The organism is Streptomyces sp. MI02-7b, from assembly GCF_033793585.1.
Classification (GTDB): domain Bacteria; phylum Actinomycetota; class Actinomycetes; order Streptomycetales; family Streptomycetaceae; genus Actinacidiphila.
In genome coordinates this window covers 73858-96338 of the sequence record NZ_JARAWX010000010.1, presented here as the reverse complement: position 1 = coordinate 96338, position 22481 = coordinate 73858, and the positions used below count along the sequence as shown (strand labels likewise).

Sequence of the window (22481 nt, the reverse complement as noted above, 5' to 3'; positions counted from 1 at the left end):
TAACGACGCCGCCCGCGCGGGGATGCTGCCCCGACCTCGAAGTACCCCTCATCGGACCCGCAGTTTGCGCGCACGCGGGCGCGGGGGCGAGGGCACGTCAGGCGCGCCCTCGCCCCGGGAGTGAGCGGTCACGCGCCCCGCACGCGCAGGGCGCGGGCCAGGTCGTCGAGCTGGTCGACGAGCCTGCGCCGCAGGGCGGGGGTGGGAGCGGGGCCGGCGGAGCGGACGCAGGCCTCCCCGAGGTCGAGGACGGAGGCGTCCACGACCGGGAGGGGGAAGGCCCAGCGGCCGGCGGCGTCGGCCAGCGCGGGCCCCCGGCGGGCGGCGAGGGCGACGGCGGCCGGGTAGTAGCGGGGCACGTAGTCGCCGAGGAGGGCGAGCTGCTCGGGCTGCCAGAAGCCCTGGGCGGTCGCGGTGAACAGGTAGTTGGAGAGCGTGTCGTCCTCGAACATCGAGGTCCAGGCCTCCCGCTTGGCCTCCGCGTCGGGCAGCGCGGCCCGGCAGCGGGCGGCGCCCTCCCGGCCGGTGGCGCTGGGGTCGCGCTCGAGTTCCGCGTCGATGTCGGCGCGGTCGGCGGCGCCCAGGACGCTGAGCCGGGTGAGGATCTGCCAGCGCAGTTCGGGGTCGAGCGGCGGCCCGTCCGGCAGGGTCCCGGCGGTGAGCCAGCCGCGCAGCTCGGCCGGGTCGGTGACGGCGGTGATGAGTTCGCGGGCGGCGGCGAGCCGCATGCCGGGGTCCTCGTGGCGGAGCAGCTCGCGGGTGAGGGCCTCCAGTACGGCGAGGGCCCCGGGCCGCTGCCCGGCGGGCAGGTACCGGTCGGCGAGCTGGACGCGGGCGAAACCGAGCACGCCCTGCACCACGGCGAGGTCGGTCTCGTGCGGCAGGTGGGCGCGGGCCACGTCCAGGTAGGCGGCCGGAGGCAGTTCGCCGTCGCGCACCATGTCACGGGCGGCGTTCCACACCAGGGCCCGCGCGAGCGGGTCGGGCAGGCCGCTCAGGCCCTGGACGAGGGTGTCCCAGGACCGGGCGTCGAAGCGGATCTTGGCGTACGTCAGGTCCCGGTCGTTGAGCAGCACCAGGTCCGGGCGCGGCCCGGGCCGTGTCGCGGCGGCCTCGGCGCCCGCGGGGACATCGGTCTCGAAGCGTTCGCGCAGCACGAGCCGCGCCGGGTCCGCGGGGTCGCGGTCGTACGCGGCGACCGCGATGCGGTGCGGGCGCTCGCCCACACGGACCACCTCGGGCCGCCAGCCTCCGTCGGCCTCGGCCGGGACGGGGGTGAGGGTGTCGACGCCGGTGGTGCGCAGCCAGCGGTCGGCCCAGGCGTGCACGTCCCGGTCGGTGGCGGAGGCGAGGGAGTCGATGAAGTCGGCGAGGGCGGCGTTGCCGAACCGGTGCCGGGAGAAGTGCTCGTTGATGCCGGCCAGGAAGTCCTTGCGGCCGAGCCACGTCACGAGCTGGCGCAGGGCGGAGGCGCCCTTGGCGTACGAGATGCCGTCGAAGTTGAGCAGCGCCGACGCGGTGTCGGGGACGGCCTCGGGGTCCGGGGCGACGGGATGGGTGGAGGGGCGCTGGTCGGCGTCGTAGCCCCAGCCCTTGCGGGCGACCGCGAAGTCGGTCCAGGTGTCGGTGAAGCGGGTGGCCTCGGAGAGCACCTGGTAGCCCATGTACTCGGCGAAGGACTCGTTCAGCCAGATGTCGTCCCACCAGCGCAGCGTGACGAGGTCGCCGAACCACATGTGGGCCATCTCGTGGGCGACGACCATGCCGCGGGTCTGCCGCTCGGCGTCGGTGACGGCGGACCGGAAGACCATCTCGTCGCGGAAGGTGACCAGGCCGGGGTTCTCCATCGCGCCCGCGTTGAACTCCGGGACGAAGGCCTGGTCGTAGGAGTCGAACGGATAGGGCTCCGCGAACAGTTCGTGGTAGCGGTCGAAGCAGCGCCGGGTGATGTCGAAGAGCTCCTCGACATCGGCGTCGAGGTGGGGCGCCAGCGAGCGTCGGCAGTGCAGTCCGAAGGGCAGGCCGGCGTGCTCGGTGCGCACCGAGTGCCAGGGGCCCGCGGCGACCGCGAGCAGGTAGGTGCTGATGCGCGGGGTCGGCGCGATCCGCCAGTGGCCCTCGGCCTCGCCGGTGCGCTCGGCGACTCCGTTGCCGAGGACGGTCCACGCGGGCGGCGCGGTGACGGTGACCTCGAAGACGGCCTTGAGGTCGGGCTGGTCGAAGGCGGCGACCACGCGCTGCACGTCGTCCAGGAAGAGCTGGGTGTACAGGTAGGTCTCGCCGTCCGCCGGGTCGGTGAAGCGGTGCATGCCCTCCCCGGTGCGCGAGTAGCGCATGTCGGCCTCGATCCGCAGCTCGTGCGGGCCTTCCGTGAGCCCGGTGAGCGGCAGCCGGTTGTCCTCCAGGGCGGCGGGGTCGAGGGCGTGGCCGTCGAGCACGGCGCGGTGCAGGGCGGCGGGCTTGAGCTCGACGAAGGTGTCGCCGTCGGCGAGGGCGGTGAACCCGATGACGGTGGTGGAGCCGAACACGTCGGCGCCGCGGGTCAGGTCCAGGTCGACGACGTAGGTGTGGACGTCGAGGAGCCGGGCGCGGGTCTCGGCCTCGGCACGGGTGAGAGCAGGCATGCCGCCATGCTGCCTCATGGGCCGTGCGACCCGCACGGGAGTTCCCCCGCCCGGTCCGGCGGCCGTGCCGGGCGTCAGGAGGAGCGGACCGCGGCGGCGTCGACGATCAGGCTGTCGCCCTGGCCGCGGGTGCAGGTGATCAGGCGCAGGGAAGGGCCTCCGGCGCCGGTGGACCAGGCCTCGGCGGGCCGGGAGCGGCCCGGGACCCGGACGACCCGGGTGACCGTGAAGCGGGCGCGGCTCCCGTCGCGGCGGGTGACCACGACCGTGTCCGCGGGACGCAGGTCGCCGAGGTCGTGGAAGACCCCGCGGCCGCTCCCGGTGTCGTGGTGGCCGACCATCACGGCGGTGCCGGGGTCGCCGGGCGCGGCGCTGCGGTCGTACCAGCCGGCCCAGCGGCGGCCCTCCTCGGCGCCCGGCGTCTGCAGGCTGCCGTCGTCGTTGAGCCCGAGGTCCAGGACGCGGGCGTGGACCCGGGCGCGGGCTATGTCGAGGCGTACGGGGGTGTGGCCCGCCGGGTCGGCGGCGCGCGCGGAGGTGCTGCCGTGCACGACGGCGTCGGCGCGTCCCGAGCCGGTGCGCCAGACGGCCCAGGCGGTCCCCGCGGCGGCCGCGACGAGCAGGGCGAGGGCGAGCACGTTGACCCGCCGGTGGGCCGTCGTCACGGGGCCGCCCACGGGCTCACCGAGGGTGGACCGCGTAGCGCACGCCCCACACGCCCAGCGCCAGCAGTCCCGCGAACACCGCCGTGAGCGGGCCGCACACGACGGCCGCGCAGCACACGAGGAGGGCGACCCCGGCGGCGAGGGCGGCGGGCATCAGGGGCACGGGCAGGGCATGCATCGCGGCGGGTCCTTCGCGGCTGGCGGCTACGTCGACGGTCCCCAGGGTACGGAGCCGGGTGCGTGCCGCGCCTCCCCCGGCCGTCCCTGTCGGTATCCACCGAAAGTATGGTCCCGGCCGCGGGCCTTGCACCTCAGGTATGACAGCGGGCAGGCTCGCCGGATGATCGCCACCTTGCAGCTCACCGTGATCGACTGTCCCGACGCGCGGGCGCTGGGCGCCTTCTACCAGGGCATCCTCGGCGGAGCCCTGGACGGCTCCGACCCTTCCTGGGTGACCCTGACGGCACCGGGCGGCACGCGCTTCGCGTTCCAGGAGGTGCTCTTCCACCGCCCGCCGCAGTGGCCGGACCCGGAGCACCCGCAGCAGTTCCACCTCGACTTCGAGGTGCCCACCCGCGCGGACGTCGAACGGGCCCAGGGAGAGGTCGTCGCCCTGGGCGCGACCTTCCTCCACGACAGCGGCGGCGAACACAGCGGTTTCCGCGTCTTCGCCGACCCGGCAGGCCACCCCTTCTGCCTCTGCTACGGCCAACTCCCCCCGCCCCCGGCCCCCGCAGCGCTCTGACCGGCCGCCGCCCCCGCAGCGCCCTCGCGGCTGCCGGAGGCCGAGCGCGCGGGCACCCGAAGACCCCCGCGCCGGGCCCTGCCGCATGCGGGTGACCCGCGTCCCCGGGAGTCACCCCCGCAGCACCTCGCGGGCGCCGGAGGCCGGGCGCGCGGGCGCCCGAAGGAGCCTCCCCGCGCCTTGGCCTGCCCGCACACCGGGCGCGAGCGCAGCGCTCGGCCCACGCAGGCGGTCACACGGACACGGTCCGGGCCCACGCCCGGCCCGTACCGCATCCGCGTCGCCGGGAGTCACCCCCGCAGCACCTCGCGGGCGCCGGAGGCCGAGCGCGCGCGGGCACCCCAAGCCGCCCCCGCGGCTACGCCGGTCCGCACGCCGGGGGGCGAGCGCAGCGCTCGGCCCACGCCACGCGGAGGCGGAGGCGGACGGCCCGCGGATGGTCCCCTCCCCCGCGTGCCAGGCTCGGCAGTTCACCACGTCAGGCCGATCCGGGGTGGTGATCGCAGCGCTCGGCCCGCGCCGCCCGCGGGCCCGAGGCCTCACAGCGACGGCCGCGCTGCCGCGATGCGCACCGCGGGCGTTGCCGACCGCCCGGCGGGGCCGCGCCACCGCGACATACCGGGGTTCCGGACGGTTCCGGCCCGCCCCGCGGGCACCCGCATCAGCCGGATGTCGGCGGTCACTTGTACGGTGTCCGTACGTCGACGCGTCCGGGGGGATCGGCCGGGGGCGAACGGATTCGGCCGAGGGGGACGGACGGCATGGTGGCGGGGGCGCACGCGTACGAGCCGGTGGAGCACGATCCGCAGGATCCGGAGGCGGTGCGCCGGGTGACGTATGTGCTCTTCCTGCCGGACGGGCGCTGCGCGGTCCCCGCGCAGGGCCACGGCGGCGCGGGCCTGCGGCTGCCGTCGGGGCGGGTGCTGCCGGGCGAGGACTGGGTGCTCGACACCTCCGAGCGGGTGCCGCTGATGACCGCCGGCTTCCTGCGGCAGCGCGTGCACCCCTTCGCCTACGACGGCGCGGAGCTGCGGCTGTACGCCTGGCTGGACGGCGACCGTTACCGCGGCCGGCGGCCGCACACCCGGGTGGAGCTGTTCACCGGGACCCCGCAGGAGGTCGCCGCGCGGCTGGCGGACCGCACCGAGCGGCGGGCGGTGCTGGACGCCGCGCGCTCCTTCCGGGAGCAGGACGACGCCTCGTGGTTCGCGGACAACCTGCGGCTGATCCAGCCCGCCTATCTGCGGGCGGCGACCGCCGAGGGCGGCTCCGGCTTCGGCGGCGGCCCGCAGGAGTGGCGGGCGCGCCGGTCGATGGTGGTGGACGCGCTGCACCGGGACGGCGCCTTCCTCGACATCGGCTGCGCCAACGGGCTGCTGATGGAGTCGGTGCGGACGTGGGCCGCCGAACGCGGCCGGGCGATCGAGCCGTACGGGCTGGACATCGCGCCGGGGCTGGCGGAGCTGGCACGGCGGCGGCTGCCGCAGTGGGCGGACCGGATAGCCGTGGGCAACGCGCTGGACTGGCGGCCGGCCGGCGGCCGACGCTTCACCTTCGTGCACGTCCTCGTGGACTGCGTGCCGCCGGCGAGGCTCGGCGGACTGCTGCGCCGGCTGCTCGCCGAGCTGGTGGAGCCGGGCGGGCGGCTGCTGGTGAGCGCCTACCAGCCGGCCGGCGGAGAGGCGCCGGGCGCGGCGGAGCGGCTGGCGGCGCTGGGGATGCCGGTGGCCGGTTCGGCGTCCGGTACGGGACCGGATCGCACGGCGACAACGGCGTGGCTGGACGCGTAGGCTCGTAGCGTCGCACCGCTTGGGGGAGGCGCCGTGGGCGAGCCGTCGTCCAGCCCGATCGAGCACGGCTTTCCGCACCTGGAGAAGGTGCGGTCCGCCCTGACCGCGCTCTACCGCAGGCTGTCGTACGACACCGTGAGCCGGTTCGCGGCGAGCGTCCGGCCCGAGGCCGTGGAGTTCCCGCCGGACGAGGACCTGCACCTGGGCGCGCAGCGGGTGGCCGGGGTCATCGTGCGGCACTTCCGGCTGCCCGAGGCCCGCATGGTGGTGAGCTTCCGCGACATGACGCACGCGGGCAACGTGGAACTGGCCTCCGGCCCGGAGTACTTCGTGGAGCTGCACGACCGCTTCCGCGAGGACCGGCGCGACGTGGGCGCGGCGCTGGCGCACGAGGTCATGCACGTGTACCTGCACCGGCTCGGCCTGGAGTTCCCCGGGACGCGGGACAACGAGATCCTCACGGACACCGCGACCGCCTACCTCGGCGCGGGCTGGCTGCTGCTGGACTCCTACAGGGAGGAGCCGGCGCTGTTCGGCGACCGGGTGACGATGGCGGCGTCGAAGCTGGGCTACCTCACCCCGGAGGAGTTCGGGTACGTCCTGGCCAAGCGCGCACTGGCCTTCGGCGACGACATCGAGCCCTGGCTGACCGGCCCGCGGGCCCGCGACGCCTACCGGGACGGCCTCGGGCTGGCCCGCGACGACCTGCGGAACGCGCCGCTGCTGGGCTGCGGCTGGGCGAACCGCCGGCGCTACGCCCACGACCGCCGCCGCGGAGCCGCGCACCCGGTGGCCGGTTACGCCTTCGAGGGCGAGGCGCCGATGCGGGTGTCCTTCCCCTGCCCCACCTGCCACCAGCGCATCCGGGTCCCGGTGCGCGGCCGGGTGAAGGCACGGTGCGGGCTGTGCCGCACCGTGCTGGAGTGCGACACCTGAGCCGGTGCCCCGGCGGGGTGCGGCGTGCCGGTCAGGCGCGGGCCGGTGCCGTCTCGCGCAGGAAGTCCAGCAGCGCCGTGTTGACCTCGGCCGGGCGCTCCTGCTGCGTCCAGTGGCCGCAACCGGGGAGCACGACGGGCTCGCGCAGCGTCGGGTAGAGCTGCGGCAGCACCGCGAGGAGGTCGGAGGCGCCGGGGAGGGCGTGGACGACATCGCGGTCGCCGGTGACGTAGAGGCCCGGGACCTGGAGGGTCGCACCGCTCCAGGGCGCGGTCAGCCGCCAGTTGCGGTCGAGGTTGCGGTACCAGTTGAGTCCGCCGGTGAAGCCCTGGGGCCCGTACTCGGCGGCGAAGGTGGCGACGTCCTCCTCGGTGAGCCAGGCCGGCAGTTTCTCCGGATCTCCGACGAGGTCGAGGAACCCGCCTCCCGGCGGGACCAGCGGCTCGGCGGGGACCGGGTCGTTGGCCGGGTTGTCGCCGGAGGCGCCGTACAGGAAGCGGCGGAAGGTGGAGTCCGGGTCGGCGGCGAACTCGGCGTCGGCGACTCCGGGTTGCGCGAAGTAGTTCCAGTAGAAGCGCCCGTCGTAGCGCTCCTGCATGGCGACCAGCGGGGGCGTGTCCCCGCTGCGCGGGGTCGGTGGGACGCTCAGCCCGGCCACGGCCCGTACGACGTCGGGGCGCAGCATCGCGGTGTGCCAGGCGACGGGGGCGCCCCAGTCGTGGCCGACGACGACGGCCGTGTCCTCTCCGAGGGCGTGGATCAGCCCGATCACGTCGCCGACCAGGTCCAGCACGGTGTACGCGTCGACGGCCTCGGGGCGGTCGCTGCGCCCGATGCCCCGCTGGTCGGGCGCGACCACCCGGTAGCCCGCGGCGGCGAGCGGTCCGAACTGGTGGCGCCAGGAGTACCAGCACTCGGGGAAGCCGTGCAGCAGCACGACGAGGGGTCCCTCGCCCTCCTCCGCGATGTGGAGCCGGATACCGTTCACTTCGGCAAAGCGGTGTTCGACCATGACGTTCAGGCTATGCCCACGGTGCCCCGGCCGCGCCGCCGGAATTGGCCACTCGGCGGGCCGGCCCGCGGGTCCCCGGGTCAGGGGGTGACGATGGCGAAGTCCCGGTCGGGGCCGTCCAGCAGGCCGACGAGGGTGGTCACCACCTTCAGGTCGCCCTCGTGCTCGATCCCGTCGAAACGTCCGCCCGCCAGGAGTCGTTGCAGTTCGGGCCGGGTCAGGGTGAGGGTGAGGTCGGCGTGCCGGTTGGGGCGGCCGTCCTGGGTGGAGTAGTGGGTGAGCGCCCCGTTGGAGAGGGTGAGGTGCCAGGTGCGGTGCTCGTCGGTGAGCCGCCAGTCGATGGTGAGGTGGGTGTCCCAGGCCCGGGGGCCGTTGACGCGGATGGCGAGCGAGTCGATCAACTGATCGACCGTCAGGGCCGCGGTGAGATCGGGGCCGGGGGTCGCGGTCGGAGTGGGGCTGATGCCGTCGCGCAGTTCCTTGGCGCCCATCAGGTAGAAGTTCCGCCAGGGACCGTTCTCGCAGCCGTGGCCCAGCCGGACGTAGACGGCGGCCAGTTCACCGCGCGCCGTGGTGTGCCCGGGGTCGGCGAAGACGGCGTGGTTGAGCAGGGTCGCGGCGAAGCGCAGGTCGCCCGCGTCGGCGTACTCCCCCGCCTTGGCGACGGTGGCGTCGACCCCGCCGAGGCAGTCGACGTACCGGCGCGCCTCCTCGGCCGGCGGGTGCTCCCACAGGTGGGCGGGGTTGCCGTCGAACCAGCCCATGTAGCGCTGGTAGACCGCCTTCACGTTGTGGCAGAGGGAGCCGTAGTAGCCGCGGTTGGCGTGGAGGCGCTCCAGGGCGGGCGGCAGCCGCAGCTCCTCGGCGATCTCGCTGCCGGTCATGCCCTGATTGAGCAGCCGCAGCGTCTGGTCGTGGAGGTAGGCGTACAGGTCGCGCTGGTGGGCCAGCAGCCGGTGGATGTTCTCCCGCCCCCAGGTGGGCCAGTGGTGGGAGGCGATGACGACGTCGACGGAGTTGCCGAACAGCACCAGCGACTCGTTGAGGTACTGGGCCCACTGGCGGGCGTCGCGGACCTGGGCGCCGCGCAGGGTCAGGATGTTGTGCATGGTGTGGGTGGCGTTCTCCGCCATGCACAGCACGCGCTTGCCCGGCAGCACGAAGTTCATCTCGGCGGGCGCCTCGGTGCCGGGAGTGAGCTGGAAGACGATGCGGACGCCGTCGAGGGTCTCGTCCTGCCCGGTGCGGGTGACGGAGACGGTCGGCCGGATCAGGGCGATGGCGCCGGTGGACACGGTCTGCCCGAGCCCGCAGCCGATCTGGCCCGCGGGGCCCTTGGGCAGTTCCGAGCCGTACATGTAGACGGCGCGGCGGTTCATCGCGGTGCCGGCGTAGACGTTCTCGCTGGCGGCGTGCTCCAGGAAGCCGGCCGGGGCGAGGACCGGGACCGGGTCGTGGCCGTAGGGGAGGACGCCGCGGGCGCCGCCGAAGTGGTCGACGTGGCAGTGGGTGTAGATGAGCGCGGTGACCGGGCGGTCGCCCCGGTGCTCGCGGTAGAGCGCCAGGGCGGCGGCCGCGGCCTCGGTGGAGTGCAGCGGGTCGATGACCACGACCCCGCGGTCGCCCTCCACGAGTGTCATGTTGGACAGGTCCAGGCCGCGGACCTGGTAGACGCCCTCGACGACCTCGAACAGACCCTGTTTCGCCGCGAGCCGGCTCTGCCGCCACAGGCCCGGGTGGGCGGTGTCGGGGCAGGGGCCCTGCAGGAAGGAGTAGGCGTCGTTGTCCCAGACCACCCGGCCGTCGTCGGCGGTGACGCGGCCGGGCGTCAGGGCGCCGAGGAAGCCGCGGTCGGCGTCGGCGAAGTCCGTGGTGTCCTCGTGGTCGGGGGGCGCGAGAGCGGTCATGGGAACACAATCCCAGCGATTCGCACCTTTTGTCTCGTTCATCTGCGCCACCAGCGGCGCAGCACCTCCTCGGCGGGTTTGCCGTGCGGGGTGTACGCCAGCCGCCGCGGTGTCTCGCCGCTGTCCGGCCAGTCGTCCCACATCCACCAGCACACCCCGGCCCACCAGCGCTCCCCCTCCAGGGCGCCGAGCAGCGCCTGGTAGGCGGCGGCCTGTTCGTCGTCGGCCGGGCGCGCGCTGACCGTCCAGGACCAGGGGGCCGTGGTCGTGCCGCGCTGGCTGACGTAGCCGGCCTCGGTGAACAGCACGCGGCGGTGCCGGCGGGCGGAGAAGGCGGCGAGCTCCCGGGCGATCGGCCGCCAGGCGGCACGCAGCCGGCCGACGTCGGTGGTGGCGTGACCGGCGAGCGGCCAGTACGCGTCGACGCCGATCAGGTCGAGGTCGTCCCAGAAGGAGACGTGCGCGTACTCGTCGTAGTTGGCGGCGTAGACCAGCGGTCCTCGGTAGTCCCGCCGGACGGCGCGGATGACCGCCCGCCAGGGGGCGCCGTCCCGCGAGGTGCCGGCCAGTTCGGTGCCGACGCAGACCTGCTCGACCCCGAGGTCCTCGGCCAGCCGCGCGTAGTGGGTGATGAAGCGGGTGTACGCGGCGAACCAGGCGGCGCGGTCGGCGGGCCGGATCCGCGCGCGGTCCTGGTCGCCGGGGAGGTCGACGTGCGGTTTGAGCAGCACCTTGAGCCCGGCGGCATGGGCCTCGCGGACGATCCGGCGCAGCGAGGCGTCGCTCGCGGTCTCCCCTGTGGTGTGCATCGACGCGTCGCCCGGTGCCGACTGGTACCAGGTGGGGGTGAGTGACACCCAGCCCGCCCCGGTGGCCGCGATGTCGCGCAGGTAGCGGCCGGCGGCGGGGCTGTCGTAGTCCTCGGCGGCCCAGGACGGCAGGGCGATCCCCCGCAGCCGGGAGGCCCCCGCGCCGGCCGGCGCGGGCGCGGGCGAGGAGGGGACGGTGGTGCATCCGGCGGTGACGGCGAGGACCGCCGCCGCCAGGATGGCGGCGGCGGTCCTCCGGATCAGGGTCACGTGAGCGCCGCGGGGCTGACGAAGGTGTAGCCGAGGGCGCGGATGCCGTCGACCGTCTCCTGGAGCGGCTGGACCGGGTTGTAGGGGTGGTAGAAGAAGCTGGCGAAGCCGTCGCGCACGGCGAGGTTCGCCTTGGCCGAGGCGATCAGGTCGGCGGGCAGCCGGGCCGGGTGGTTGTTGTACGCCTGGGGTTCGTAGTTGCCGATGTTCTCGGGCAGCACGGTGGTGCCGTACACGTCCTTCACCACGTAGGGGAAGAACTGGCCGATGAAGCGGTTGGGATCCCCCGCGGTACCGCTCAGCGTCCCGGAGAAGTACAGGGAACGCTCCAGGCGGGCCGTGTAGTTCTGCGCGAAGACCTTGTAGTCGGTGGCGGAGGCGGCGTAGTGCGGGGTGGTCCACAACTTCGGCGTCGGCAGCCCGGCGAGGAGGAACTGGGCCAGGCTCAGGGTGACCCGGGTCTGCGCCCACAGCGCGGAGTCCTCGGCGACCGGGCCGTCGTAGACCACGTTGTCGGCGCTGTCGACGTGGGCCCGGTAGAACTCGAAGTCGTCACCGGAGACGCCGTCGTAGGGGTTGGCGACGGTGCCGTACTGGTGGGTGTAGCCGTGGTTCATCAGGACGGCGCCGCGCGCCAGCATGTACTTCAGCGCGGAGACCACCTGCGGGCGCTGGACCAGGGTGACGGTCTCGGCACGGCCGTTGTTGTAGGTGCCGTGCGGGTCGGTGTGGACGGGGATGACGTTGATGCCGTACGGGATCCTCTGCGCGTAGAGGTAGTCGGCCGTCGCCCGCAGTTCGGCCGGGTCGGAGTCGGGGCTGATGTCCTCCAGCCGCAGCAGTGCCCGGTGCCGCTCGGGGGTGTTCGGCGCGAGGGCGTCGAAGAGCAGGTCCTCGAAGGCGATGACGCGGTCGCTCTCGGAGACGTAGGCGAACGGGATCTCGCCGACGTAGGTGAGGTTGCCTGAGCGCACCGCCCACGGGAAGGACGCGCCGGTGGCCGTGTCGACCGCCTGGGCCAGCGGGGTCACCGCCGGGTAGCCGGGCCCGGTCAGGATGGCGGGGCGCAGCACGCCGCCGTCCTGGCCGGCCGGGACCTTCCGGGTCAGGGTCTGGTTCCGGTACGTCACCTGCGTGACGGAGGCGGGGTCGAAGTACGACGTGCTGGGGTCCCAGCCGTAGGTGTTCTGGAACTGGGTGACCCCGGTGGCGTTCGCCAGTGACCAGATGTTGTCGCCGACCCAGGTCACCGGGTGGGTGGTGGTGACGACGTCCTGGTAGAACGCGGCCGGGACGGCGTCGGGGACGCTGCCGCTGTAGTACGTGGAGCCGAGGTAGACGGTCGCCGTGTACTGGTTCACCATGCCGGCGGTGTACTGCTGGACCGGCTTGGCGGTCACCGTGCCGAAGTGGCCGGCGAGGTTGGCGGTGGCCATGGCGTACAGCTCACCGAGCTGTCCGTAGGGCCCCGCGGTGTCGTAGAGCACGAGTGCCGAGGTGCCGGCGGCCACGGCGGCCGGCTTCGCGAGCAGGGCGGCGCGGGTGGCCGGCCGCTCCGCGGCGGCCTCCCGGGCCGGGCCCTCGGCGCGGCGGTCGCGGTCGGCGGCGAGCTGGGACTTCGCCCACGCGGCGAGGTCGATACTGCCGACGCCCGAGCGGCCGCCGAGGCTCTCGCCGTGCCGGTGGTGGCGGCCGCCGGGATCGGCTGCCGGGACGCGGCCCGCGGCATCGGCCGGGACGGTCAGGAATGCGGCGCCCATGAGCGACGCGACGAGCATGACGACGACGGAGACCCGGGACTTCCGTGGTCTCCCGATGCGGGATTGCATGTTTCCCCCCATTGCACCGAATGAACAGGCCGCTGATTGTTCAGACCGTCAATGCCCGCTGTCAACCGGATCATCGGATGTACAGTTCGTTCGATTGTTCATTCCATTACCGCGGCCAATCCCACTCGGAAGGGTGAATGACCTTCCAGCTTCACCCTCCTCACCCGGGAAAACGCAAGGCGTTCCGGACCGGCTCTCTCACGGGTGACGCCGCGGACGATGATCCTCTAAAAGTATCTGCTAACTTCCCTGAGGGAGTTTCGGCTCGACTTCGGAGCCGGAGCACATTGGGGGGAACTCACTCATGTACGGAAGGCCCGCACTGGGCACAATGCTGCCTCTTGCCGGTATGGCAGAGGCGACGAGAACCGTTCCTGGCATTCCGTTCGCCAGGGTTTTACAAATAGCAGCAGGAATGGGCTTCCTGCTGTACTGCCTGATCGCGTTCGGTCTGATCGCCGCACGACTGTGGCTGCACCGGCCGCTCGGACGGCCCGCCGGCCGGCCCTCGGCCCCGCAGCTCCCCGGGGGCGGCGGATGATCTCCCGGATCCCGCTCTGGGCCGCGACCGCGCTGATCGTGATGGCCGGTGCCTACAACACCGTGCTCTTCCTGCTCTCCAGACGGCGGATCCGCAGGTCTCGCCGCCCCGGCACACCCCGCTTCTACGTCTTCCTGCTGGCCTGCCTCAACGAGGAGAAGGTCATCGGCGAGAGTCTGGCGCGCATCACCTCACTGCCCGCCGACAGCTTCATGGCCCTGGTCATCGACGACGCCTCCGAGGACCGCACGGCCGATGTCGTCCGCACCGCCGCCACGAGCAGCGAGCGGGTCCGTCTCTACCGGCGCCAACTGCCCGACGCCCGGCGCGGCAAGGGCGCGGCGCTCAACGCCGGCGTACGCCATCTGCGGTCCTCGGGACTGCTCGGCGACCGCGACCCGCACGACGTGATCATCTGCGTGGTCGACGCCGACGGCCGGCTGGACCCGCACACCCTGCAGTCCGTGGACCCGTACTTCGACGACCCGGCCACCGGCGCCGTCCAGATCGGCGTGCGGATGTACAACCGCCACCTGGGCCTGCTCGCCCGGCTCCAGGACATGGAGTTCGTCGTCTACGGCGACGTCTTCCAGAGTGCCCGGCGCTTCATCGGCAGCGTGGGCATGGGCGGCAACGGGCAGTTCATGCGGCTGTCCGCGCTGGACTCGCTGGGCGGCGCCGGCCCGTGGAGCGACAGCCTCACCGAGGACCTCGACCTGGGCGTCCGGCTCATCGCCCGCGGCTGGCGCAACCAGTACTGCACCACCGCCGCGGTCTCCCAGCAGGCCGTGCTCGACGTGCGCCGGCTGGTGCGGCAGCGCTCCCGCTGGTTCCAGGGCCACCTGCAGTCGGCGAACCTCGTTCCGCTGATCCTGCGCGAGGTCGCCACCCGCCCGGCCCTCGACCTGCTGTACCACCTGTCCAGCCCGGTGCTGATCCTGCTCACCTCGCTGCTGCCGCTGTCCTTCCTGATCGCCCTCGCCGGCACCGTCGCCGCGTCCGTGCGGTCCGGCCACGCGCTCGTGTCGCCGATGTGGCTGCTCGGCCCGTACGTGCTGTCCTTCACCGCGGCCTATGTGTACGGGTTCGTCTACGCCAAGCGCGAGCGCACCCTCGGGCTGGTGCGCTCGGTCCTGGTCGCGCACGTGTTCATCCTCTACGGCTACGTCTGGTTCGCCGCCGGATGGTGGGGCCTGTGGCGGATGGTCACCGGGAAGCGCACCTGGCTGAAGACCGCCCGCACCTGACACGCACCGCTCGTTCCCGTCGCTCACCGACCCACCGCACACCGCACACCGTCCCAGGGGGATCCATGTCCGCACGCTCCGCCGATGCGCCCGACGTTCCGGGCACCATCCGCGCGATGCTCGTCCTCGGCACCAGGCCGGAGGTGATCAAGCTGGCCCCGGTGGCCCGCGCGATGGCCGCCTCCGACCTCTTCGAACCGCTGGTGGTCACCACCGGGCAGCATCGCGAGATGCTCCACCAGATGCTGGACCTGCTCCGGGTCCCGGCCAGGACCGGCCTGGACGTGATGCGTGAGCGCCAGCAGCTGTCCGAACTGACCGCCCGTCTGGTGGAGGGCCTGGGCGAGGTCATCCGGGGCGACCGCCCGGATCTGGTCGTCGTCCAGGGCGACACCACCACCGCGCTGGCCGGGGCACTGGCCGCCTTCTACGAGCGGGTGCCCGTCGCCCACGTCGAGGCGGGCCTGCGCACCGGCGTCCTCGACAACCCCTTCCCCGAGGAGCTCAACCGGCGCCTCATCGGGCGCATCGCCCGCTGGCACTTCGCGCCCACCGCGCGGGCCGCCGGCCACCTGCGCGCCGAAGGGACCCCGGACACCCAGGTGTTCGTCACCGGCAACACCGTCATCGACAACCTGCTGTGGGTGATCGGCGAGGGCGTGGGCCGCAGCGCCTTCCCCGGCACCGGCCGCCGCCGGGTGCTGCTGACGCTGCACCGCAGGGAGAACCAGGGCGAGCGCATGCGCGCGATGGGCAGGGCGCTGCGCCGCCTGGGCGAGCGCGGTGACGTGGAGATCCTGCTGCCGCTGCACAAGAGCCCGGCCGTCCGCGAGGCCCTGCTCCCCGAACTGACCGGCCACCACGCGGTCCACGTCGTCGAGCCGCTGGGCTACCCGGACTTCGCGGCCACCCTCGCCGACTGCGAGCTGGTGCTCACCGACTCCGGCGGCATTCAGGAGGAGGCACCCGGTCTCGGCAAGCCCGCCCTGGTGCTGCGCACCACCACCGAGCGGCCCGAGGCCGTCGAGGCGGGCGCCGCCCGGCTCATCGGCACCGACCCCGAGGCGATCCTCGGCGCGGCGACCCGGCTGCTGGACGACCCGGCGGAGTACCACCGCATGGCGACCGCCGGCAATCCCTTCGGCGACGGGCTCGCGGCCGATCGCATCCTCGCCCAACTGGCCGAGGACTTCGGGGAGTTCGGCACGGACGTACGCGGTGGAGCCCTGCGCGGCGAACTCGCCGCGGCGGCTGCGCCGCCCCGGGCCGCGGAGCCGTACTCCAGGGCATGACCACCGCGCCCCGGTCCCTCGCGTCCAGGCCCCTTCCCCTCCCGCGGCGGAGGGGCCGCCGGCCTGCCGGGCTCGCGCTGGTGCTGCTGCTGGTGGTGGGCGGCGTCGTGTACGCCTGCACCGGGCCCGGCGCGGCGGCCCCCGGCTGGGAGGACGGCTCGGTGCACGGCCGCTGGCTGTCGGTGTACGACGGGTACGGCGACAACCGCGGCGACGACACCTCGCTGACGCTCTCCCCCGCCCCCTCGACCCGCCCCGACGAGACGCACGCCGGGCTGGTGGTCAGCACCGAGCGGTACACCGACATGACCTGGTCGGCGCACATGCGGGCGCTGCGCCGGCTGCGCTCCCCCGCGCCCAACCCGTGGGAGGTGCCCTGGCTGGTGTGGGGGTACAGCGACCCCGAGCACTTCTACTACGTCACCCTCAAGCCCAACGGCTGGGAACTGGGCAAGCGCGACCCCGCCTACCCCGGCGGCCAGCGCTTCCTGGCGACCGGCCCGGCGCCGTTCCCCCCGGGCCCGTGGTACGAGGTCGGGGTGGAGCAGCGCGGTGCCACGCTCACCGTCACGGTGGCCGGGCGCTTCCTGACCTCGTTCACCGACGCCGAACGGCCCTACACGAGCGGCAGCGTGGGCGCGTACACCGAGGACGCGCAGGCCGGCTTCGCCGGTATGCAAGTGCGGCGCCTGCCCTCGGCCGGGTGGTGAGGGCAGGCGCCGCCTTCCGTTCCGTACGCCGTTGTACGGGACAGCTCTCTTCTTCCTCGCGGGCTCAGACCGTCAGCGGCCGGTCGGTCGGGCGGATCGGGGCGGGCAGCGTGCTGGCGCCGGTCAGGAAGCGGTCCACCGCGCTGGCCGCGGAGCGGCCCTCGGCGATGGCCCACACGATCAGCGACTGTCCGCGGCCGGCGTCACCGGCGACGAAGACGCCCTCGACGTTGGTGGCGAAGTCCTTGTCGCGGGCCACGTTGCCGCGGGCGTCCATCTCCAGGCCCAACTGCTCGACCAGGCCGTTCTTCTGGTCGGTGCCGGTGAAGCCCATGGCCAGGGTCACCAGGTCGGCCGGGATGACCTTCTCGGTGCCCGGCTGCGGGACGAACTTCCCGTCCTGGAAGACGACCTCGACCAGGTGCAGCGCCTTGACGTTGCCGTCCTCATCGCCCTCGAACTTCACGGTGTTGACGGCGTAGACCCGCTCGCCGCCCTCCTCGTGCGCCGAGGTGACCTTGTACGTCATCGGCATGGTCGGCCAGGGCTGGTGCGCCGGACGGTCGTCGGACGGCCGCGGCATGATCTCCAGCTGGGTGACCGACAGCGCGCCCTGGCGGTGGGCGGTGCCGACGCAGTCCGCGCCGGTGTCGCCGCCGCCGATGACGACCACGTGCTTGCCCGCCGCGGTGATCGGCGGAGTGACGAAGTCGCCCTCCTGCACCTTGTTCGACAGCGGCAGGTACTCCATGGCCTGGTAGATGCCGCGCAGGTCGCGCCCCTCGGCCGGCAGGTCGCGCCACTGGGTGGCGCCGGCGGCGATGACGACCGCGTCGTACCGCTTGCGCAGCTTGGCGCCGTCGAGGTCGCGGCCGATCTCCACACCGGTGCGGAACTTGGTGCCCTCCGCGCGCATCTGCTCGATGCGGCGGTTGATGTGCCGCTTCTCCATCTTGAACTCGGGGATGCCGTAGCGCAGCAGGCCGCCGATACGGTCGGCGCGCTCGTACACCGCGACCGTGTGGCCGGCCCGGGTGAGCTGCTGGGCGGCGGCCAGGCCCGCCGGGCCCGAGCCGATGACGGCGACGGTCTTGCCCGACAGCCGGTCCGGGGGCTGCGGCGTGACGTCGCCGCTGTCCCAGGCCTTGTCGATGATGGTGACCTCGACGTTCTTGATGGTCACCGCGGGCTGGTTGATGCCCAGCACGCAGGCGGACTCACAGGGCGCCGGGCAGAGGCGGCCGGTGAACTCCGGGAAGTTGTTGGTCGCGTGCAGGCGCTCGCTGGCGGCCTTCCAGTCCTCGCGGAAGGCGTAGTCGTTCCACTCCGGGATCAGGTTCCCCAGCGGACACCCGTTGTGGCAGAAGGGGATGCCGCAGTCCATGCAGCGTCCGGCCTGCTGGGTGATGATCGGCAGCAGCCCGCCGGGAACGTAGACCTCGTTCCAGTCCCGCTTGCGCTCCTCGACCGGCCGGGTCGGAGCGGTCTCGCGGGGCGTGGTGAGGAAGCCCTTCGGGTCAGCCATTTGCCGCCTCCATCATCTTCGCGGTGGTCTCGGACTCGGAGAGTCCGGCCTGCTCGGCGGCGTTCTTGGCGGCGAGCACTGCCTTGTAGTCCCTCGGCATGACCTTGCCGAAGCGGGTCAGGGTGTTCCCCCAGTCGGCGAGGAGCTTCTCGGCCACCGTCGAGCCGGTCTCCTCGTGGTGGCGGCGCACCACGTCGTGCAGCCACTTGATGTCGTCCGCGTCCAGGTCCTCGACGTTCACCATGCCGGTGTTGACGCATCCGGGGTCGAGGTCGAGGACGTACGCGATGCCGCCGGACATGCCGGCCGCGAAGTTGCGGCCCGTCGGGCCGAGCACGACCGCCCGGCCGCCGGTCATGTACTCGCAGCCGTGGTCGCCCACACCCTCGGACACCACGGTGGCACCGGAGTTGCGGACGCAGAAGCGCTCGCCGGTGGTGCCGCGCAGGAACAGCTCACCGCCGGTGGCGCCGTACGCGATGGTGTTGCCCGCGATCGTCGAGTACTCGGCCAGGTGGTCGGCGCCCCGGTCCGGGCGGACGACGATCCGGCCGCCGGACAGGCCCTTGCCGACGTAGTCGTTGGCGTCGCCCTCCAGGCGCAGGGTGATCCCCTTGGGGAGGAAGGCGCCGAACGACTGGCCGGCCGAGCCGGTCAGGGTGACGTCGATGGTGTCGTCGGGCAGGCCCGCGCCACCGTACTTCTTCGTCACCTCGTGGCCGAGCATGGTGCCGACCGTGCGGTTGACGTTGCGGATCTTGACCTGGGCGCGCACCGGGTCACCGGTGTGCAGCGCGTCGCCGGCCAGCTCGATGAGCTCCTGGTCCAGCGCCTTGTCCAGGCCGTGGTCCTGCTCGGTGGTGCGGTGCAGCGCGGCACCCTCGGGCAGCTCGGGCACGTGGAAGAGCGGGGCCAGGTCCATGCCCTGTGCCTTCCAGTGGTCGACGGCCGCGGTGGTGTCGATCAGCTCGGCGTGGCCGACGGCCTCCTCGATCGAGCGGAAGCCCAGTTCCGCCAGGAGCTCGCGGACCTCCTGCGCGATGAACTCGAAGAAGTTCACCACGTACTCGGCCTTGCCGGAGAAGCGGTCGCGCAGCACCGGGTTCTGGGTCGCGATGCCGACCGGGCAGGTGTCCAGGTGGCAGACGCGCATCATCACGCAGCCGGAGACCACCAGGGGCGCGGTCGCGAAGCCGAACTCCTCGGCGCCCAGCAGGGCGGCGATGACCACGTCGCGGCCGGTCTTGAGCTGGCCGTCGGTCTGCACGACGATCCGGTCGCGCAGGCCGTTGAGCAGCAGCGTCTGCTGCGTCTCGGCCAGGCCCAGCTCCCACGGGCCGCCCGCGTGCTTCAGGGAGGTCAGCGGGGAGGCGCCGGTGCCGCCGTCGTGGCCGGAGATCAGCACGACGTCGGCGTGGGCCTTGGAGACGCCCGCCGCGACCGTGCCGACTCCGACCTCGGACACCAGCTTCACGTGGATGCGCGCGGCCGGGTTGGCGTTCTTGAGGTCGTGGATCAGCTGCGCCAGGTCCTCGATGGAGTAGATGTCGTGGTGCGGCGGCGGCGAGATCAGGCCGACACCGGGAGTGCTGTGCCGGGTCCTGCCGATCCACGGGTAGACCTTGTGGCCGGGCAGCTGGCCGCCCTCGCCGGGCTTGGCGCCCTGGGCCATCTTGATCTGGATGTCGTCGGCGTTGACCAGGTACTCCGAGGTCACGCCGAAGCGGCCGGAGGCAACCTGCTTGATCGCCGAGCGGCGCTCCGGGTCGTACAGGCGGTCCGGGTCCTCCCCGCCCTCACCGGTGTTGGACTTGCCGCCCAGCTGGTTCATGGCGATGGCGAGCGTCTCGTGCGCCTCGCGCGAGATGGAGCCGTACGACATCGCGCCGGTGGAGAAGCGCTTGACGATCTCGGAGACCGGCTCGACCTCGTCGACCGGGACGGGCTGCCGCTCCTCGTCCTTGAAGCGGAACAGACCGCGCAGCGTCATCAGCCGCTCGGACTGCTCGTTCACCCGGTTCGTGTACTGCTGGAAGATGTCGTAGCGGCGCGAGCGGGTGGCGTGCTGCAGCCGGAAGACCGTCTCGGGGTCGAACAGGTGCGGCTCGCCCTCGCGGCGCCACTGGTACTCGCCGCCGATCTCCAGCCGGCGGTGCGCCGACGCGATGCCGGAGGCGGGGTACGCCTTGGCGTGGCGGGCCGCGACCTCCTGGGCGATCACGTCGATCCCGGCGCCGCCGATCTTGCTGGTGGTGCCGTGGAAGTAGGTGTCGGTGAACTCGCCGTCCAGGCCGATCGCCTCGAAGACCTGCGCGCCGCGGTAGGAGGCGACGGTGGAGATGCCCATCTTGGACATCACCTTCAGCACGCCCTTGCCCAGCGCCTTGATCAGGTTCTTGATGGCCGTCTCGGGCTCCAGGCCGGAGATGAAGGTGCCCGCGCGCAGCAGGTCCTCAACCGACTCCATCGCCAGGTACGGGTTGACCGCGGCGGCGCCGTAGCCGATCAGCAGCGCGACGTGGTGGACCTCGCGGACGTCGCCGGCCTCGACCAGCAGGCCCACCTGGGTGCGCTGCTTGGTGCGGATGAGGTGGTGGTGGACGGCCGAGGTGAGCAGAAGCGACGGGATCGGCGCGTGCTCGGCGTCGGAGTGCCGGTCGGACAGCACGATGAAGCGGGCGCCGGCCTCTATGGCGGCGTCGGCCTCGGCGCAGATCTCGGTGAGCCGGGCGGCCAGCGCGTCGCCGCCGCCGGAGACCCGGTACAGGCCCGACAGGGTCGCGGCCTTCAGGCCCGGCAGGTCGCCGTCGGCGTTGATGTGGATGAGCTTGGCCAGCTCGTCGTTGTCGATCACCGGGAACGGCATGGTGATGTTGCGACAGGAGGCCGGCGACGGCTCCAGCAGGTTGCCGGACGGGCCGACGACGCTGATCAGCGAGGTGACCAGTTCCTCGCGGATGGCGTCCAGCGGCGGGTTGGTGACCTGCGCGAAGAGCTGGGTGAAGTAGTCGAAGAGCAGCCGGGGCCGCTCCGACAGCGCCGCGATCGGCGAGTCGGTGCCCATGGAGCCCAGCGGCTCGCCGCCGGTCTTGGCCATCGGCGCCAGGATGATGCGCAGCTCCTCCTCGGTGTAGCCGAAGGTCTGCTGGCGGCGGGTGACCGAGGCGTGCGTGTGCACGATGTGCTCGCGCTCGGGCAGGTCGTCGAGGTGGATCAGCCCGGCGTCCAGCCACTCCCCGTAGGGGTGCTCGGCGGCGAGCTGCGACTTGATCTCGTCGTCCTCGATGATCCGGTGCTCGACGGTGTCGACCAGGAACATCCGGCCGGGCTGCAGCCGGCCCTTGCGGACGATCCGCTCCGGGGCGATGTCGTCCAGGACGCCGGACTCCGAGGCGAGCACGACCAGGCCGTCGTCGGTGACCCAGTAGCGGCCGGGGCGCAGGCCGTTGCGGTCCAGGACCGCGCCGACGACGGAGCCGTCGGTGAAGGTCACGCAGGCCGGGCCGTCCCAGGGCTCCATCAAGGTGGAGTGGTAGCGGTAGAAGGCACGGCGGGCCGGGTCCATCGAGTCGTGGTTCTCCCACGCCTCGGGGATCATCATCAGCACGCTGTGCGGCAGCGAGCGGCCGCCGAGGTGCAGCAGCTCCAGCACCTCGTCGAAGGTCGCGGTGTCGGAGGCGTCCGGGGTGCAGACCGGGAAGATCCGCTCCAGGTCCCCGCTGAACAGCTCCGAGGCCAGCTGCGACTCGCGGGCGCGCATCCAGTTGCGGTTGCCCTTGACGGTGTTGATCTCACCGTTGTGGGCGACGAAGCGGTACGGGTGCGCCAGCGGCCAGCTCGGGAAGGTGTTGGTGGAGAAGCGCGAGTGGACCAGGGCGATCGCGGTGGCGAGGCGCGGGTCGGACAGGTCGGGGAAGAAGGGCTCCAGCTGGCCGGTGGTCAGCATGCCCTTGTAGACGATCGTGCGGGCGGACAGCGACGGGAAGTAGACGTCCGCCTCGCGCTCGGCGCGCTTGCGCAGCACGAAGGCGGGGCGGTCCAGGTCGATCCCGGCCCTCCGCTGCCCGTGCTCGCCCTGCACGTCGGTCACGAAGAGCTGCGAGAAGTACGGCATCGTCGAGCGGGCGGTGGCGCCCAGGCTCGCGGCGTCGGTCGGCACCTCGCGCCAGCCGAGGACGGTGAGGCCCTCCTCGGCGGCGATCCGCTCGATGGACTCGACGGCCTTGCGGCGGTCCTCGTCCTCGACGGGCAGGAAGGCCACGCCGACGGCGTACTGTCCGGCGGCGGGGAGCTCGAAACCGGCGACAGCCCTCAGGAACGCGTCCGGGATCTGCATCAGGATGCCCGCGCCGTCACCGGAGTCCGGCTCGGAGCCGGTGGCCCCGCGGTGCTCCAGATTGCGCAACACGGTCAGGGCCTGCTCGACGAGCGCGTGGTCCGCCTCACCGGTGAGGGTCGCCACGAAACCGACGCCGCATGCGTCGTGCTCGTTACGGGGGTCGTACATCCCCTGGGGGGCGGGACGCCCGTCCATGTGGGCCCGGCCGGAACCGGAGCCGGCGGGGCGGGGGTCTGTAGG

General features: G+C 73.0%; 16 protein-coding genes. 7 read left to right on the top strand and 9 right to left on the bottom strand.

Features of this window, described 5'->3' with window-relative positions; translation table 11 throughout:
* Positions 1–128: 128 nt before the first annotated feature.
* From pepN to PV364_RS18380, 3 genes are all read right to left on the bottom strand, one after another.
* The gene (pepN, locus tag PV364_RS18390; protein ID WP_319661127.1) at positions 129–2624 is read right to left on the bottom strand and encodes an aminopeptidase N; all 2496 of its coding nucleotides are present in this window, start codon (positions 2622–2624) and stop codon (positions 129–131) included.
* 74 nt (positions 2625–2698) lie between these two features.
* Positions 2699–3289, bottom strand: coding sequence for a sortase domain-bontaining protein (locus tag PV364_RS18385; protein WP_319661126.1), 591 nt, complete (start codon positions 3287–3289; stop codon positions 2699–2701).
* Positions 3290–3305: 16 nt separating this feature from the next.
* Positions 3306–3467, bottom strand: coding sequence for a hypothetical protein (locus tag PV364_RS18380; RefSeq protein ID WP_319661125.1), 162 nt, complete (start codon positions 3465–3467; stop codon positions 3306–3308).
* 162 nt (positions 3468–3629) lie between these two features.
* On the opposite strand from PV364_RS18380, the gene PV364_RS18375 reads away from it, so the two are divergent.
* From PV364_RS18375 to PV364_RS18365, 3 genes are all read left to right on the top strand, one after another.
* A complete protein-coding gene (locus tag PV364_RS18375; RefSeq protein WP_319661124.1) occupies positions 3630–4034 on the top strand; it encodes a VOC family protein in 405 nt (134 codons plus the stop codon).
* 761 nt (positions 4035–4795) lie between these two features.
* Positions 4796–5824: a class I SAM-dependent methyltransferase gene (locus tag PV364_RS18370; RefSeq protein ID WP_319661123.1), complete on the top strand. Its 1029-nt coding sequence runs from the start codon at positions 4796–4798 to the stop codon at positions 5822–5824.
* A 33-nt stretch (positions 5825–5857) separates the two neighbouring features.
* Entirely contained in the window at positions 5858–6760 is a 903-nt protein-coding gene (locus PV364_RS18365) for a hypothetical protein (protein ID WP_319661122.1), read from the top strand.
* Between the two features lie 31 nt (positions 6761–6791).
* Here PV364_RS18365 and PV364_RS18360 read toward each other — a convergent pair whose 3' ends face one another.
* The 4 genes from PV364_RS18360 to PV364_RS18345 all read right to left on the bottom strand — a co-directional run bounded on the left by PV364_RS18360 (position 6792) and on the right by PV364_RS18345 (position 12587).
* On the bottom strand, positions 6792–7772 hold the full coding sequence (locus PV364_RS18360; RefSeq protein ID WP_319661121.1) for an alpha/beta hydrolase: 981 nt from the start codon (positions 7770–7772) through the stop codon (positions 6792–6794).
* Between the two features lie 80 nt (positions 7773–7852).
* A complete protein-coding gene (locus PV364_RS18355) occupies positions 7853–9679 on the bottom strand; it encodes an alkyl/aryl-sulfatase (protein WP_319661119.1) in 1827 nt (608 codons plus the stop codon).
* Between the two features lie 38 nt (positions 9680–9717).
* Positions 9718–10758, bottom strand: coding sequence for a glycoside hydrolase family 113 (locus PV364_RS18350; RefSeq protein WP_319661118.1), 1041 nt, complete (start codon positions 10756–10758; stop codon positions 9718–9720).
* The gene (locus tag PV364_RS18345) at positions 10755–12587 is read right to left on the bottom strand and encodes a polysaccharide deacetylase family protein (RefSeq protein ID WP_319661117.1); all 1833 of its coding nucleotides are present in this window, start codon (positions 12585–12587) and stop codon (positions 10755–10757) included. Before PV364_RS18345 ends, PV364_RS18350 begins: the two co-directional genes overlap by 4 nt.
* 415 nt (positions 12588–13002) lie before the next feature.
* Here PV364_RS18345 and PV364_RS18340 point away from each other — a divergent pair, with 415 nt between their 5' ends.
* The 4 genes from PV364_RS18340 (at position 13003) to PV364_RS18325 (ending at position 16377) form a co-directional block, all read left to right on the top strand.
* The gene (locus tag PV364_RS18340) at positions 13003–13128 is read left to right on the top strand and encodes a hypothetical protein (RefSeq protein WP_319661116.1); all 126 of its coding nucleotides are present in this window, start codon (positions 13003–13005) and stop codon (positions 13126–13128) included.
* Entirely contained in the window at positions 13125–14375 is a 1251-nt protein-coding gene (locus PV364_RS18335) for a glycosyltransferase family 2 protein (RefSeq protein ID WP_319661115.1), read from the top strand. The genes PV364_RS18340 and PV364_RS18335 overlap by 4 nt, the downstream gene beginning before the upstream one ends.
* 65 nt (positions 14376–14440) lie before the next feature.
* Entirely contained in the window at positions 14441–15667 is a 1227-nt protein-coding gene (gene wecB, locus PV364_RS18330; RefSeq protein ID WP_319661114.1) for a non-hydrolyzing UDP-N-acetylglucosamine 2-epimerase, read from the top strand.
* Positions 15664–16377 (top strand): calcium-binding protein, encoded by a 714-nt coding sequence (locus tag PV364_RS18325; protein WP_319661113.1) that lies wholly within the window; start codon positions 15664–15666, stop codon positions 16375–16377. Before wecB ends, PV364_RS18325 begins: the two co-directional genes overlap by 4 nt.
* Before the next feature lie 64 nt (positions 16378–16441).
* Here the strand turns inward: PV364_RS18325 and PV364_RS18320 are convergent, their stop codons facing one another.
* Positions 16442–17902 carry a glutamate synthase subunit beta gene (locus PV364_RS18320; RefSeq protein WP_319661112.1) on the bottom strand — a complete coding sequence of 487 codons (1461 nt, stop codon included), beginning with the start codon at positions 17900–17902 and terminating at the stop codon, positions 16442–16444.
* Positions 17895–22436: a glutamate synthase large subunit gene (gene gltB, locus PV364_RS18315; RefSeq protein WP_319661111.1), complete on the bottom strand. Its 4542-nt coding sequence runs from the start codon at positions 22434–22436 to the stop codon at positions 17895–17897. Before gltB ends, PV364_RS18320 begins: the two co-directional genes overlap by 8 nt.
* Positions 22437–22481: the final 45 nt, after the last annotated feature.

Coding starts and splice junctions, on each gene's coding strand:
- pepN (WP_319661127.1), bottom strand. CDS start 2,624: ATGCCTGCTCTCACCCGTGCCGAGGCCGAGACCCGCGCCCGGCTCCTC.
- PV364_RS18380 (WP_319661125.1), bottom strand. CDS start 3,467: ATGCATGCCCTGCCCGTGCCCCTGATGCCCGCCGCCCTCGCCGCCGGG.
- PV364_RS18375 (WP_319661124.1), top strand. CDS start 3,630: ATGATCGCCACCTTGCAGCTCACCGTGATCGACTGTCCCGACGCGCGG.
- PV364_RS18370 (WP_319661123.1), top strand. CDS start 4,796: ATGGTGGCGGGGGCGCACGCGTACGAGCCGGTGGAGCACGATCCGCAG.
- PV364_RS18360 (WP_319661121.1), bottom strand. CDS start 7,772: ATGGTCGAACACCGCTTTGCCGAAGTGAACGGTATCCGGCTCCACATC.
- PV364_RS18355 (WP_319661119.1), bottom strand. CDS start 9,679: ATGACCGCTCTCGCGCCCCCCGACCACGAGGACACCACGGACTTCGCC.
- PV364_RS18345 (WP_319661117.1), bottom strand. CDS start 12,587: ATGCAATCCCGCATCGGGAGACCACGGAAGTCCCGGGTCTCCGTCGTC.
- PV364_RS18340 (WP_319661116.1), top strand. CDS start 13,003: ATGGGCTTCCTGCTGTACTGCCTGATCGCGTTCGGTCTGATCGCCGCA.
- PV364_RS18335 (WP_319661115.1), top strand. CDS start 13,125: ATGATCTCCCGGATCCCGCTCTGGGCCGCGACCGCGCTGATCGTGATG.
- wecB (WP_319661114.1), top strand. CDS start 14,441: ATGTCCGCACGCTCCGCCGATGCGCCCGACGTTCCGGGCACCATCCGC.
- PV364_RS18325 (WP_319661113.1), top strand. CDS start 15,664: ATGACCACCGCGCCCCGGTCCCTCGCGTCCAGGCCCCTTCCCCTCCCG.
- PV364_RS18320 (WP_319661112.1), bottom strand. CDS start 17,902: ATGGCTGACCCGAAGGGCTTCCTCACCACGCCCCGCGAGACCGCTCCG.
- gltB (WP_319661111.1), bottom strand. CDS start 22,436: ATGGACGGGCGTCCCGCCCCCCAGGGGATGTACGACCCCCGTAACGAG.